Genomic DNA, 13880 nt, shown 5'->3' with positions numbered 1-13880 from the left:
CGCGACGTCCCCGCCGGCGCGTGCACGGATGCCGCAGGATGCCCGCGCGGCCATCGGGGTGAAGCGTTGACCACGTGACACCAACGGCATGACAGCCCGGCTTCGCACTACTTCGTGAAGCCCGCGGTCAGTCCGGACAGGAGCTGCCGTCGGCCGATCACGTACAGCACCAGGATCGGCACGGTGGTGAGCACCACCGACGCCAGCACGGCGGGGATGTTCACGCTGTACTGGCCCTGGAACGTCCACAGCGCCAACGGCAGCACCCGCTTGTCCGGGCTCTGGGTCAGCACCAGCGGCAGCAGGAACGAGTTCCACACCTGCAGTGCCTGATAGATCGTCACGGTGACCAGTGCAGGGCGGGTGAGCGGGAACGCCAGGCGCCACATCGTGCCCCACTCGGTGGCACCGTCGAGCCGCATCGACTCGAACAGCTCGTTCGGGACGTCGCGGATGAAGTTGGACAGGATGAGGATGGTCAGCGGCAGAGCAAACGCGATCGACGGCAGGATCAGCGCCTGCAGGGTGTCGTACAGCTCCAGCCGAATGATGATGAGGTAGACGGGGATGATCGTGGCCTGCAGCGGGATGGCCAGCCCCATGAGGAACATCCCGTTGACCAGGCGTAGATACCGGCTCCCGCCGCCGCGCACGATGGCGAACGCCGCCATGAAGGAGACGAGCACGGCCGGCGCGACCGCGCCCACGGTGACGATCACCGAGTTCGCGAAGTAGCGCACGAATTCGGACTCCAGAACCAGGCGGTAGTTCTCCAGGGTCGGATCGGTCGGCGGCGCCATCGGGTTGGCGCCGTAGTAGCCGGCGGACGTCTTGAAGCTGGTGATCACGATCCAGTAGATCGGAACCACCACGATCGCCAACCAGATCGCGCTGGTCACCCCGGCAAGGATGTTCGGTCGTTGCCGCACCGCGCTCATCTCAGGCCCCCTCGAGCTGACTGGCGTTCGCGTCGGTGCCGCCGAGCCGGCGCAGCAGCAGCGCCAGCGCCAACCCGACGAGCACCAGGATCGTCGCGATCACGCTCGCCGGTCCCATCATGTTTCCCCGGAACCCGCGCAGGTACATGTCCAGCGCGAGCACCCGGGTGGCGTCGGAGGGTCCGCCTCCGGTCAGGACGAAGATCAGGTCGAAGAACGTCAGCGAGCCGACGACCATCAGCGTCGAGGACGTGATGATCGTGTACTTCAGCTGCGGCAGCGTGATGGCGAAGAACTGACGCACCCGGCCGGCGCCGTCGATCTGAGCGGCCTCGTACATGGTGGTCGGGATCTGCCTCACGCCGCCCTGATAGATGAGTGAGTGGAACGGCACGAACTGCCAGCTGACGATGAAGATCACCACGCCCATCGCCAGCACCGGCTCACCGAGCCAGTTCTGCGCCAGCAGCGGCACCCCGAGGCCCGCCCCGAGCCCGAAGTTGGGGTCCAGCAGTGCCTTGAAGGCGATCGAGATCGCTGCAGCGGACAGCAGCAGAGGGATGAAGTACAGGACGGCGAACACCGCGCGGTACCGCTGGTGGCCGGCGATGAAGACGCCGAGCAGGATGCTGAGTGGCGTCTGCACGAGCCAGGACAACGCCATCACGAGGAAGGTCTTCCAGAGCGCGGACAGCAGTGCCGGGTCGGCGAGCACGGACAGCCAGTTCGACACCCCGGTGGGCATGACAGAGCCGATACCGTCCCAGCTCATTAAGCTGAGGTAGAGCACCCCCAGCAGTGGCACCACCCCGAAGGCGACGAACATGACCACGGCCGGGATCGTCATCCAGGCCAGCGAGGCCGAGCGCACGCCGGTGCCGGAGCCGCGGCGTCGCGGCTCCGCAGGTGCCGCGGAGGTCACTGCCCCAGGACCGCGTTCATGTTGTCGGCGAACTGCTGCGGCGTGATCGAGAGGCCGAAGAGCTGCTCGATGTTGTTGAGCAGCGTCTCGGCGGCCGACGGCGAGAGCGCCTGGTCCCATGACTGCTCGAAGTTCGGCGCGGAGGAAGCGATGTCGTAGACGAACTGCAGCCAGTCGGCATCGTCGGAGCCGGCGAACCCGGTGTCGGACCCGTTGACGATCGGGACCGCGCCGGTGTCGATCCACGCCTGCGTCTGCGCGGCGCTGTTGAGGCCCTCGAGGAAGTACCTCTGGGCGATCTCCTTGGCCTCGTCGGTCGCGTTGGCGTTGAGGGCGTAGTACGACGACGGGTTCCCGACCGAGTTGGCCGGGTCGCCCTTGCCCCCGTCGACGGCGGGGAAGTTCATGTAGCCGAGGTTGCCGCCGCTGACGAAGTCGCCGCCCTCCTCCTTGATGCCGCCGTACACCCATGCGCCGTGGAGCATCATGGCGGCCTTGTCGGTGTAGAGCAGTGCCCTGTCGGCGTTGGAGTCGGCGGTGATCGACTCGAACCCGGTGATGAAGCCATCCGCCTCGACGAGCTCCTGCATCTTGGTGAGCGCGTCGATCGAGTCAGGTGCCGACCACGCCTCAGCCTCCCCTTCGTAGATCGACCGCCACAGCTCGGGTCCACCGATGCGGTCGAAGAGGAACTCCAGCCACATCATGTTGGTCCAGCGGGACTGGCCACCGAGCGAGAACGGGGCGATGCCCGCGTCGTTGAAGACCGGCACGAGCGCCATGAGCTCGTCCCACGTGGCAGGCGGCTTCGCTCCGACCTGGTCGAACAGCCGCGTGTTGTAGAACAGCACGATCGGTGAGACGTTCTCGCACGGCACCGCGTAGATCGCGTCATCGACCGTGGCGGCGGCGAACGCCGAGGAGAACAAGGAGTCCCGGTAGTCGGCGTTCTCGTCGAACCAGCTGGTGAGGTCCTCGACCTGGTCGTTCTTCACGTAGTCGCGCAGCCCGCCGCCTCCCCACGTCCAGATGATGGTGGGTGCTTGGTTGGCGCCGATCGCGGTGCGGATCTTCGTCTTGTACGCATCGTTCTGGAAGGCAGTCAGCTCGAGCTGGCCGCTTTCGGAGGATTCGTTGAAAGTCTCGACGGAGTCGGTACGGATTCCTTCGCCCGGCGCGCCGGTGAGAATCCAGATGGAGGCGCTGCCATCGCCGCTCTGGCCAGGCCCGCTCGAGCCGCCGCACGCGGTGAGAGCGCCGGCGGCCAGCGGAGCCGCCGCGGCCATCGTCAGGAACGTCCGTCGAGAAGGTGCTTGCTGAACCACTGTGTTCTCCCTGTCGCCAGGCCGCACGAGGCGGTCGCTTCTCTCGCGCGGCGGCTTGCCACGCCGCGGGCACGTCACCCGCTACGACGAGGGTCGACCGATTGTTTCGACGTCAACGTCGCAAGTTAAAGGTAGGAGCGCCTGCGGAGATGGTCAAGACCCCGTTCAACCAGTCCGACCGGCAACACCGATGCCGGATCCGACACAGAGCGGTCATGAGAGCATCTCGATCGTGGGTCGCCGCTGCGTCACTGGGTGCGCTGCTGCTGACGGGAGCGTGTTCTGCCACCCAGTTCCCGCCGCCGCAGGCGGCTGGACCGGGAGCGATCCCGCTGGCGTCCTTCGACTCCTGCGGCGACCTGCTCGCCCACCTCAAGGACGAGGCCGCCGAGCGCGTCACCGCCTGGGGTCTGGACAACGGCTACTGGGGCGTCCCGTTCGCCGTCGAGGACTCTGCGGCAGACGGGTCCGAGACCAGCGCCGGCTCGGCCGGCGGCGGGGACTCGTCCTTCTCCGGTACCAACAATCAGGTCGAGGGTGTCGACGAGGCTGACCTGGTCAAGACCAATGGCGAGGTGATCGTGACCTCCGTCAGCGGCTCGATCCGCGTGGTCGACGTCGCGAGCGCCGATGTGGTCGCCACGATCGAGGCGCCTGGCCAGGAGGAGGGCGGCGGAGCAGAGCTGCTGCTGGACGGGAACGACCTCGTGGTCCTCGCGAGCCAGTGGAGCGGCTGGGGTTGGGGCGCGCCCGGCAGCGAGCGCACGATCGTGGCTCGCTACGACCTCAGCGACCCGAGCGATCCGCAGCTGATCGGCAGCACCCGTGTGGAGGGCACGTACCGGTCGGCCCGAATGATCGACGGAACCGTGCGGCTGGTGCTCGTCAGCCAGCCACCGGGCCTGGCCTTCACGTCCCCCGAGGATGGCTCGATGGGCGCCGAGGCCGATGCTCTCGAGGCCAACCAGCAGGTGATCGCGGACTCCACGATCGACGACTGGCTGCCCCACCGCCAGCAGCTCGACGCCAGCGGCCGGGGCGGCCCACCCGAGCTGCTGCTCGACTGCACCGAGATCGGGCGACCCGGTGATTTCAGCGGGTTCGCGACCGTGTCGGTGGTGACCTTGGACGCCGAGGGCGACGCCACGCCGTCGAGCGCTGCCGGGGTGCTCGCCGACGCGAGCACGGTCTACGCCTCGACCGACCGGCTGATCGTGGCGACGAGCCCGTGGCGCGCCTGGTCCGAGGAGACCGGTACCGACGCCTCCACCACCCACACGGACCTGCACTCCTTCGACATCTCCTCGGCCACGGCGACGACGTACGCCGCCTCGGGCCGTGTCGCCGGCTGGCTGCTCAATCAGTTCTCGATCGACTCCGCCGACGGCGTGACTCGCGTCGCCACGACGCTCACCCCGCCGGGTTCGCAGCAGGCGACGTCCTCGTCGCTGGTGATGCTCGCCGAGCGCGGTGACGAGCTGGTGGAGACCGGGCGCCTGGATGGGCTCGGCCTGACTGAGCAGATCTATGCGGTGCGCTACCTCTCACCCGACCTGGCCGCCGTGGTGACGTTCCGGCAGACCGACCCGCTGTACCTGGTGGACACGAGCGACCCCACCGACCCGCGCGAGCTCGGTGAGCTGAAGATCCCCGGCTACTCCGCCTACCTGCACCCGCTCGACGAGAGCACACTGCTCGGCATCGGACAGGACGCGACCGACGATGGCCGCACCACCGGCCTGCAGGCCTCGCTCTTCGACATCAGCGACGCCACGGACCCGCAGCGCGTCTCGCAGCTCACCTGGGCGGACACCTCATCCGGCGCGGAGTGGGACCACCGGGCGTTCCTGCTCTGGGAGGAGCGGGTGTACCTGCCGGCCGAGACCTACGACTGGGAGTCCGAGGAGATCGAGACGACGGGTCCGCAGGTCGGCATCCTCACCGTCGACCTCGGCGACGGTGAGATCACCGAGGGTCCGCGCATCGACACCCGCGGCGAGGGCGACCCGTGGGGCGGCGGTGTGGTCCGCGTGCTGGTGGTCGGCGACCACCTGTGGGCGGTCGGCTACACCGACCTGTTCCGGTTCGATCTCGACACGCTCGACGGCGGAGCGGTCGCGGTGCTGTAGCCCGACGGGCTCGAGTCAGCGGAGGTCGGCGACGCTGGCCAGGACGTGGGTCGGGCGCTCCGAGGGCGGCAGGTCCGCCGCCTCCTGCGCCGTGGAGTCCCCGGTCAGCACCAGCGCGGTCGCGGTGCCGGCCGCGACACCCATCGCGATATCGGTCGCGAGCCGGTCACCGACCATCAGCACGCGCTCGAGCGGGAGGTCCGCGCCGGCGAGCGCCAGCTGAAGGACAGCGGGGTCCGGTTTTCCGAACGTGCGCTCGCAGGTGGCGCCGGTGCTGGCCTCGATCGCGGCGACGACCGCGGCGGCGTCCGGCTCGCCGCGGCCACCGGGGTAAGGGCAGAACCGGTCCGGGTTGGTGCTCATCAGCCGGGCGCGGCGGTGGAACCAGATCGCGTCGAACGCGATCTGGAGCTTGGCGTAGTCGAAGGTCCGGTCGTACGAGGCGAGCACGATATCGATCGTCTCGGGATCGTGCCCGACGGCGATGCCCGCCTCGGTCAGTGCCGTCACCACGGGCGGTGGCGCGCTCGGATAGACGACGGCGCCCGGTGCGTTCGCGAGCAGCCACCGGACCGTGGTCACGATCGGGGTGAGCACCTCGCTCAGGTCCGCCTCGAAGCCGAGCCTCGTGAGTTTCTCGACGTACTGGTCCGGCGACCGGGTGACGTTGTTGGAGACGAACCTGACCAGTGCACCGGACTCGCGCAGCGCCGCCACGGTCTCGGCGGCGCCGGGCAGCGGGTCGTCACCGAGATAGAGGGTGCCGTCGAGGTCGAACACGTAGGCGTCGGAGCTGGGCACGGGCACCCCGTGACCCTATCGAGTGCCGCAGGGTGGTGGATCTACGCCTGGAAGGCAGCGATCCGGTCGAACGCCTGAGCGACCGCCTGCTCGCCGGCCGCGAACGAGAGGCGCACGTACGCGCCGCCACCCACGCCGTCGAAGTCGACGCCTGGCACGAGTGCGACGCCCTGCTCCTCCAGCAGCGCACGGCACCAGGCGACCGAGTCCGGGAACCGCCCGAGCGGGACGCCGGCGTAGAGGTAGAAGGCGCCGTCGGCGGGGGCGACCGGCCCCCACCCGAGGCGGGCAGCGCCGTCGAGAGCGAGGGTGCGGGTGCGGGCCAGCGCGGCGAGCCGGGCGTCGGCCTCGGCGTAGGAGGCCTCGTCGAACGCCGCGAGCGCGGCGTGCTGAGCCGGTACCGGCGGGCACAGTGCGAGGTTGCCCGCGAGCGCGTCGACGGCGTCACGCAGGTCGCGCGGGACCAGCGCCCACCCGAGCCGCCAGCCGGTCATGCCCCAGTACTTGGAGAAGGACGAGACCACCACCGCGGACCGATCGAGCTCCCACGCGCAGGTGCCGCGCGGATCGGGAGCGTCCGGTTCCGGGTAGGTGAGGCCGTGGTAGATCTCGTCGGAGACCAGCCTGGTGCCGTGGGCCTCGCACCATGCCGCGAGGGCCGCCAGCTCCGCCCGGGAGGTCATCGACCCGGTGGGATTGGCGGGCGAGGCGAGCACGAGACCGGCGAGCGGACCGGCCTGCTCGAGGGCCGCCGTCGTCGGCTGGAATCCGGACTCCGGCCCCACTCCGATCTCGACCACCTCGCAGCCGAGCGAGGCGAGGATGTTGCGGTAGGCGGGGTAGCCGGGGCGGGTGAGCGCCACACGGTCGCCGTGCTCGAAGGCGGCAAGGAACGCGAGCAGGAAGGCGCCGGAGGCGCCGGTGGTGAGCGCGACGTCGTCGGGCTGGACGTCCAACCCGTACCAACGGCGGCAGTGGCCCGCGATCGCGGCGCGCAACGGCGCGATCCCGAGCGCTGGGCTGTAGCCGAGCGGCGCCGCGTCAGCATGCAACGCGGCGGCGCGGGCCTGCACGAGCGCAGGCGCCCCGCCGGCGGGCTCGCCAGCGCAGAGCGAGATGACATCCCGACCGGCCGCACGCATGCGCTCGACCGACGCGAGCACGGTCATCACCTGGAACGGCGGCACCTGCGCGCGACGCGAGCCGCTCACGCCGGCCCACCCGTGCCCGCCGAGGCGAGCACGGTCTGCCAGAGGTGCTCGACGTGCTCGGCCATGTCGAGGTCGCGGTTGTAGAGCCACTGGACCTGCAGCCCGTCGGCAAGGGCGAGCGCGATCGTCGCCGCCTTGTCGGGATCGAGGGTGGACGCTATCGTGCCCGCCTCCTGACCGGTGCGGACCACCTCGGCGATCCACGCCCGCAACTGGGTGAACCGGTCGCGGAAGTACCCGTGGGCGGGATGGTCGGCATCAGCAGCCTCGACCGAGAGCTGGGCGTAGAGCGTCACGAGGCCAGGCACGGTCGCATTCCGACGCAGCGCATGCACGAGCACGTCCGCACCGGTCAGGTCGCGCTCGCTCTCGGCATCGAGCTCGTCGCGGCGGCGAAGCACTGCGGTGAGCAGCTCGTCCTTGCTGTCGAAGTAGTGCAGCAGCCCCGCCTGGCTCAGCCCGACGGCGTCGGCCAGGTCACGCACCGTGGTGCCGCGATATCCCTCCCGGGCCACGACATCGAGAGCGAGGGAGAGGATCTCCTCGCGCTTCTCGACGCCCTTGCGGTACGCCCCCCTGGCTGGCATGCCAGCCAGGTTAGTCCTCGCTCAGCGCGCGGATGCCGCCTTCTTCTGAGCCTTCTTCTCGGCGTCGCGGAGCGCCTTCTCGCTCACCGGCTCCTGACCGCTGGCACGGAGGCGGCGGTAGTAGTCACGAGCCTCCTCCTGGCGTGTGCGCTCCACCCCGGTGCCGATCGTGGCGCCGACGTGCTCGGGTGAGTAGCCGAAGCTCTCCACCAGGTCGACGGCGTACGGGCGCAGTCGCGCCAGCAGCCGGTTGATGTAGGAGGTGACGGTGCGCGCCCGCTGGTTCGAGATGCGGCCGTTGATGAGGTACCAGGACAGGTTGCGCTCGATCGTGACGAGCCCGAACAGGTCGCGCAGCCAGGTGAGCACGCGCTTGGTGTCGGCGTCCTTGATCGTGGCCAGCGCCTCGGTGAAGGCCTCCCACTGCAGCAGGTCGCCGTGGGCGCGGGCGGCCTCGATCAGATCGTTCTGGTTCTCGTTGAACAGGCGCGCGGCCTCAGCGGCGGAAGCGTGCTGCGCGGGCCGCAGCGCGTCCGCGATCGCCTCGACCATCGTCTCGACACGCTCCTCGAGCAGCTCGCGCTGCACGGCGGGCTCGCGGATCTCCAGGGCCGAGCGCGCGGCAGAACCGAAGTCGGAGATCGACTGCGCAGCGCGGCGAAGCGGCGTGCGGTGCAGCGTCATGTCCGCCGCACGATCCGCTACGTAGCGCACCGTGCCGGCCACGTCCATGCGGGCGATCGAGCGGCCGTAGTCGGTCAGCAGCCGCTTCCCGACCAGCTGCAGCAGCACGTTGTTGTCGCCCTCGAACGTGGCGTACACGTCCATGTCCGAGTGCCATCCGGTGAACTTGTTCTCGGCCATGTAGCCCGCTCCACCGCAGGCCTCGCGCGCCTGCTGCACGGTCTCCAGGCACAGCCACGTGGTCAGCGGCTTGCTCGCGGCGGCGAGGGTCTCGAGGTCCTCGCGGTCGGCGTCGGTGTCGAACTCGCCCGAGAACACCTCGTGGAACCGCTGCAGCAGCTGGTTGTGGTTGAACTGCGCCGCGTAGGTGCGGGCGAGCAGCGGCAGCAGCCGGCGCTGGTGACGCTGGTAGTCGAGCAGCACGACCTCGCTGTTCGGATCGTCAGCGGTGAACTGGCGGCGCTCGTTGCCGTACCGGATCGCGGTGGCCAGCGCCATCTTCGAGACGGCGTTCGCCGCACCGGAGAGGGACACGCGGCCCTGCACGAGCGTGCCGAGCATCGTGAAGAACCGGCGCCCGGGGGACTCGATCGAGGAGCTGTAGGTGCCGTCGGCGGTCACGTCGCCGTACCGGTTGAGCAGGTTGGTGCGCGGGACCCGCACGTGGTCGAACGCGAGGCGCCCGTTGTCGATGCCGTTGAGACCGCCCTTGAGGCCGTCGTCCTCGCTCGAGATGCCGGGCAGCAGCGCGCCCGCGCGACCCTCCGGCGTGACCTCACGGATCGGGGTGTAGAACGCGTGCACGCCGTGGTTGACCCCCTGCGTGATCAGCTGCGCGAACACCACGGCCGCCACGCCGTCCTTGGCGGCGTTGCCGAGGTAGTCCTTCCACGCCGCCCGGAACGGGGTGTGGAGCACGAACTCCTCGGTCTCAGGGTCGTACGTGGCGGTGGTACCGATCGCGGCCACGTCGGAGCCGTGGCCGATCTCGGTCATCGCGAACGCACCGGGTGCCGTGAGCTGAAGTGCACCGGGCAGGAACGCGTCGTGGTGCTGCTCGGTGCCGAGGTGCAGGATCGCCGAGGCGAACAGGCCCCACTGCACGCCGGCCTTGATCTGCAGCGACGGATCACCGACCACGAGCTCCTCGAACCGGGCGAGGCTGCCGCCGTGGTCGTCCATGCCGCCGAGCCGGGCGGGGAAGGCCCGGTGCACGGCATCGCGGGCGACCAGGCCGTGCAGCTGCTCGAGCACACGCTCGCGGTGATCGTCCATGCTCAGGCCGGACACACGGCGGAACTCCGGCTCCAGGCACAGATCGCGGCTCTCGCGGCGCAGGTTCGCCCAGCGACCGTCGAGTGCGGCGTTGACGACCGAGCGGTCGACGGCGAGGCTCTCGGTCCCGGTCTCGGGCGGGTTCAACGTGGTGCTCATGATGTCTCTCCTGTGCTTCTGATCCGTGAGGTCGCGCTTGCGCCACGCCAGAGCCAGCCGGCCAGGAGGTCGACCATCTCGGGCGCGCCGAGTCGGAGGGTGGGTGGGGTGTCGAGCCAGGTCTCGCCGGCACCGCGGACGAAACCGACCATGCCGGTGGCCCACAGGGCAGCGAGGTGGCCGTCGGGGTCGGCGTCGCCGAGGAGCTCGGCCAGCGGGGCGGCCACGGCCTCGGCCACGGTGGACAGGAACGTCGACATCGTCGCGCCGCCGGGTTGGGCGGTCACGAACCGGTAGACGTTCGGCGAGTGGGTGAGGGTGCTGACGTAGATCTCGACCATCGCCCGCATGCGCTGCTGCGCCGTGCCCGCGGCACGGGATGCCTGCGCGAGCGCATCGGCGATCTCGTCGAGCACGGCCTGCCCGACGGCGGCCTGCAGGCCGGACTTGTCCGTGAAGTACCGGTACACGATCGACTTGGACGTGCCCATCGCGGCGGCCATCTCATCCATCGACAGGTCGGGCCCGCCACGGTGCACGGCCCTGCGGGCAGCCCGGCTGAGCTCGGCGCGGCGCTGCTCGCGGTGCGCGTCCCAGCGCGTGGAGCGGCCGTCGGCCCCCTCGCGCGGCTCGATGTCGTCGGACGTGATCGTGGTCACGGACTGACAGTATCAGGTACTGTAGGTTCTAGACATATCGCGAGTCCGGCCGGGATATCCGGCACGCCAGTCAACGAGGCGAGGTTCCCTTGAGCACGCGCACAACGACCCAGTCCCCGAGCCCGACCTCCCCGACGCGGCGAGCCGCCGTCGTCGGGGCCAACAGACTCCCGTTCGGCAAGGCGGGTGGCGCCTACTCCTCCGCCTCGAACCTCGACATGCTGACGGCGGCCCTGTCCGGCCTCGTCGCGAGGTACGGGCTGGCCGGGGAGCGGCTGGGCGACGTGACCGCCGGCGCGGTGCTCAAGCACTCGCGCGACTTCAACATGACGCGCGAGGCGGTCCTGGGGGCGAGCCTGTCCCCGCAGACCCCCGCCTCCGACGTGCAGCGCGCCTGCGCCACCAGCCTCGAGGCCACCTGGGGCATCGCGAACAAGATCGCGCTCGGCCAGATCGACGTCGGCATAGCCGCCGGCACCGACTCCACCTCGGACGCCCCGATCGTGGTCAGCGACCGGCTCCGTAAGACGCTCCTCAGGCTCGCACGCGCGAAGACTGTCCCGCAACGGCTGCAACTGCTCGCCGGACTCCGCCCGGGCGACCTCGCCCCCGTAGCCCCCGACGTGGCCGAGCCGCGCACCGGGCTCTCGATGGGCGAGCACCAGGCGCTGACCACACGCGAGTGGGGCATCACGCGTGAGGACCAGGACGCCGTGGCGCTGGCGAGCCACCACAACCTGGCCGCTGCGTACGAGCGCGGATTCTTCGACGACCTGCTCACCCCGTACCGCGGGCTGACGCGCGACGAGGCGCTGCGTGCGGACACCTCGGCGGAGAAGCTTGCCAAGCTCAAGCCCGTGTTCGGCCTCAAGGCCGACGGCGCGAGCATGACGGCGGGCAACTCCACCCCGCTCTCCGACGGCGCCGCATCGGTGCTGCTGGCCTCCGACGACTGGGCCGCCGAGCGAGGGTTGCCGGTGCTCGCCCACGTGGTCGACGCCGAGGCCGCCGCTGTCGACTTCGTCCGCGGTGAGGACGGGCTGCTCATGGCCGGCGCCTACGCCGTGCCGCGGCTGCTGCACCGCACCGGCCTGACACTCGACGACTTCGACTTCCTCGAGATCCACGAAGCGTTCGCCTCCACCGTGCTCACCACCACGGCGGCTTGGGCCGACGACGCCTGGTCCCAGCGCAAGCTCGGACTGCCGGCGATCGGCCAGATCGACCGCAGCCGCCTCAACGTGACCGGCTCCTCGCTCGCCGCAGGGCACCCGTTCGCCGCGACCGGCGCGCGGATCGTGGGCACGCTCGCCAAGCTGCTCGCCGAGCGCAAGGCCACCCACGGCGGCGACGCCCCGGTGCGTGGGCTGATCTCGGTGTGCGCCGCCGGCGGCCAGGCCGTCGCGATGATCCTGGAGGCCTGAGGGATGGCTGCCGACACCTACCTGGAGCTCGTCAACTCTGGCTTCACCAAGCAGGTCGCGAAGAGGCTCGGACTCCCGCGCCCGGCGAAGCTGCGCCGCACCGACCCGAGCCACGTGGACAGCCCGCTGGCCCCGGGCCCGGTGGTGGTCCTTGGCGAGGGGTCCGACGCGGACACGCTCGCGAGCGCGCTGCTCGACTGGGACGTCGACGTGCGCCGCACCGTGACCGTGGGCACGAAGGTCGGCGCGATCGTCGTCGTGCTCACCGATATCGTCGAGCCGACGCAGGCCAGCCAGCGCGTGCTCGCCGCTGCGTCGATGCTGCGCGACCTCGTTCCCAGCGGCCGCGTCATCACGGTGTCCCGCGAGGCCGCCGCTGACGACCCCGCCGCCGTGGCCGCGGCTCGCACTGGCGTCGAGGGGCTGGTGCGCTCGCTCGGCAAGGAGCTGCGCGCCGGCGCCACCGCGAACGGTGTGGTGCTCGCCGACGGCGCCGCCGTGGACGGCGTGAGCGCCCTCGGCACGGTCCGCTTCTTCCTCTCCGCACGCAGCGCGTACGTGGACGGACAGCTGCTGCCGGTCCGTGACGGCGGCCAGGCGCCGACCGACTGGACCCGACCGCTCGAGGGTCGCGTCGCCGTCGTGACGGGGGCAGCCCGAGGGATCGGCGCGTCGATCGCGCGGGTGCTGACCCGCGACGGCGCGACCGTGATAGGGGTGGACATGCCCGCCTCGGGCGACGCGCTCAGCGCGGTGATGAACGAGGTCAAGGGCGTCGCGTTGCAGCTCGACATCACGGCCGACGACGCCGGTGCGCGCCTCGTCGAGATCGCCCGGTCCCGCTTCGGTCGCCTCGACCTGGTGGTCCACAACGCCGGCATCACGCGCGACAAGCTGCTCGCGAACATGTCGCCGGACAAGTGGGACGCGGTGATCGCCGTCAACATCGCGGCACAGCTGAGAGTCAACGCGACACTGATGGCGGCCGACGAGTTGGCACCCGACGGGCTGCGACTGGTCTCGCTCGCCTCCACCTCCGGCATCGCCGGGAACCGCGGCCAGACCAACTACGCGTTCTCCAAGGCCGCCGTGATCGGGGCGACCCGGGCGTTGGGCCGCGACCTGGCCGGCACCGGCGGCACCGCGAACGCCGTGGCGCCGGGCTTCATCGAGACCGACATGACCGCGGCGATCCCGGCGGTCACGCGTCAGGTCGCGCGGCGTCTCAGCTCGCTGCAGCAGGGCGGGCTCCCGGTCGATGTGGCCGAGGCGATCGCCTTCCTCGCCTCGCCGCAGGCGGGCGGCGTCAACGGGCAGGTGCTGCGCGTCTGCGGCCAGAACATGGTCGGTCGCTGATGGCTGAGCTGAAGGAGGTCCGGCTCGCGGAGGTCCCGTCGCTCGGGTCCTTGTACGCGCAGGCGATCGGCCGCATGGCCCAGGCCGTGATGAGCCCCCGGCAGGCGAGCGACCTGCCCGCGGTGCGCTACGCCGTCGACGGTGTCCAGGCCGATCGCGACCAGCTCGCGGCCTACCAGCAGCTCCTTGGCGAGCCGGGCACGGACGCGCTGCCCGCCGGGTACGTGCACGTGCTCGCGTTCCCGGTCGCGATGGCCGTGATGGCCCGGGCCGACTTCCCGCTGCCGCTGATGGGGATGGTGCACCTGGCGAACAGGATCGAACACCGCGAGCAGCTCCTTTCGGGCGACTCGCTCGACGTGCGTGCGTGGGCTGAGAACCTGCGGCTCCACCGCGCGGGCACACAGGTC

General features: G+C 70.4%; 11 protein-coding genes and 1 pseudogene. 4 read left to right on the top strand and 8 right to left on the bottom strand.

The annotated features are described in order from the left end of the window. Positions 1-107: 107 nt before the first annotated feature. The 3 genes from ACOJSN_RS09225 to ACOJSN_RS09215 are packed head-to-tail and all read right to left on the bottom strand — an operon-like array spanning position 108 to position 3185. Positions 108-938, bottom strand: coding sequence for a carbohydrate ABC transporter permease (locus ACOJSN_RS09225; RefSeq protein ID WP_420112202.1), 831 nt, complete (start codon positions 936-938; stop codon positions 108-110). 1 nt (position 939) lies between these two features. Further along, positions 940-1860, bottom strand: a complete 921-nt coding sequence (locus ACOJSN_RS09220; RefSeq protein WP_420112201.1) for a carbohydrate ABC transporter permease — start codon at positions 1858-1860, stop codon at positions 940-942. Then, the gene (locus ACOJSN_RS09215) at positions 1857-3185 is read right to left on the bottom strand and encodes an extracellular solute-binding protein (RefSeq protein ID WP_420112200.1); all 1329 of its coding nucleotides are present in this window, start codon (positions 3183-3185) and stop codon (positions 1857-1859) included. The genes ACOJSN_RS09220 and ACOJSN_RS09215 overlap by 4 nt, the downstream gene beginning before the upstream one ends. Positions 3186-3400: 215 nt before the next feature. Here ACOJSN_RS09215 and ACOJSN_RS09210 point away from each other — a divergent pair, with 215 nt between their 5' ends. After that, complete coding sequence (locus tag ACOJSN_RS09210) at positions 3401-5314, top strand: beta-propeller domain-containing protein (RefSeq protein WP_420112199.1); 1914 nt, start codon at positions 3401-3403, stop codon at positions 5312-5314. Between the two features lie 15 nt (positions 5315-5329). Here the strand turns inward: ACOJSN_RS09210 and ACOJSN_RS09205 are convergent, their stop codons facing one another. The 5 genes from ACOJSN_RS09205 to ACOJSN_RS09185 are packed head-to-tail and all read right to left on the bottom strand — an operon-like array spanning position 5330 to position 10690. Next, positions 5330-6121, bottom strand: a complete 792-nt coding sequence (locus tag ACOJSN_RS09205; protein WP_420112198.1) for an HAD-IIA family hydrolase — start codon at positions 6119-6121, stop codon at positions 5330-5332. 35 nt (positions 6122-6156) lie between these two features. Continuing rightward, positions 6157-7284, bottom strand: coding sequence for a pyridoxal phosphate-dependent aminotransferase (locus ACOJSN_RS09200; protein WP_420112203.1), 1128 nt, complete (start codon positions 7282-7284; stop codon positions 6157-6159). 38 nt (positions 7285-7322) lie between these two features. Beyond that, positions 7323-7913 (bottom strand): TetR/AcrR family transcriptional regulator, encoded by a 591-nt coding sequence (locus ACOJSN_RS09195; protein ID WP_420112197.1) that lies wholly within the window; start codon positions 7911-7913, stop codon positions 7323-7325. A gap of 21 nt (positions 7914-7934) precedes the next feature. Further along, a complete protein-coding gene (locus ACOJSN_RS09190) occupies positions 7935-10031 on the bottom strand; it encodes an acyl-CoA dehydrogenase (RefSeq protein WP_420112196.1) in 2097 nt (698 codons plus the stop codon). Further along, a complete protein-coding gene (locus tag ACOJSN_RS09185) occupies positions 10028-10690 on the bottom strand; it encodes a TetR/AcrR family transcriptional regulator (RefSeq protein WP_420112195.1) in 663 nt (220 codons plus the stop codon). The genes ACOJSN_RS09190 and ACOJSN_RS09185 overlap by 4 nt, the downstream gene beginning before the upstream one ends. An 89-nt stretch (positions 10691-10779) precedes the next feature. On the opposite strand from ACOJSN_RS09185, the gene ACOJSN_RS09180 reads away from it, so the two are divergent. The 3 genes and pseudogenes from ACOJSN_RS09180 to ACOJSN_RS09170 form a co-directional block, all read left to right on the top strand. Further along, complete coding sequence (locus ACOJSN_RS09180) at positions 10780-12114, top strand: acetyl-CoA C-acetyltransferase (RefSeq protein ID WP_420112194.1); 1335 nt, start codon at positions 10780-10782, stop codon at positions 12112-12114. 3 nt (positions 12115-12117) lie between these two features. Beyond that, positions 12118-13470: a 3-oxoacyl-ACP reductase gene (locus ACOJSN_RS09175; RefSeq protein WP_420112193.1), complete on the top strand. Its 1353-nt coding sequence runs from the start codon at positions 12118-12120 to the stop codon at positions 13468-13470. After that, positions 13470-13880 (top strand): annotated as a pseudogene (locus ACOJSN_RS09170) (hypothetical protein); the annotation flags it as partial. The gene ACOJSN_RS09175 and the pseudogene ACOJSN_RS09170, both read left to right, overlap by 1 nt.

Source organism: Pseudactinotalea sp. (genome assembly GCF_048594945.1).
Classification (GTDB): domain Bacteria; phylum Actinomycetota; class Actinomycetes; order Actinomycetales; family Beutenbergiaceae; genus Pseudactinotalea.
The sequence above is the reverse complement of the archived record's forward strand: the minus strand, read 5'-3'. Positions and strand labels throughout refer to the sequence as shown.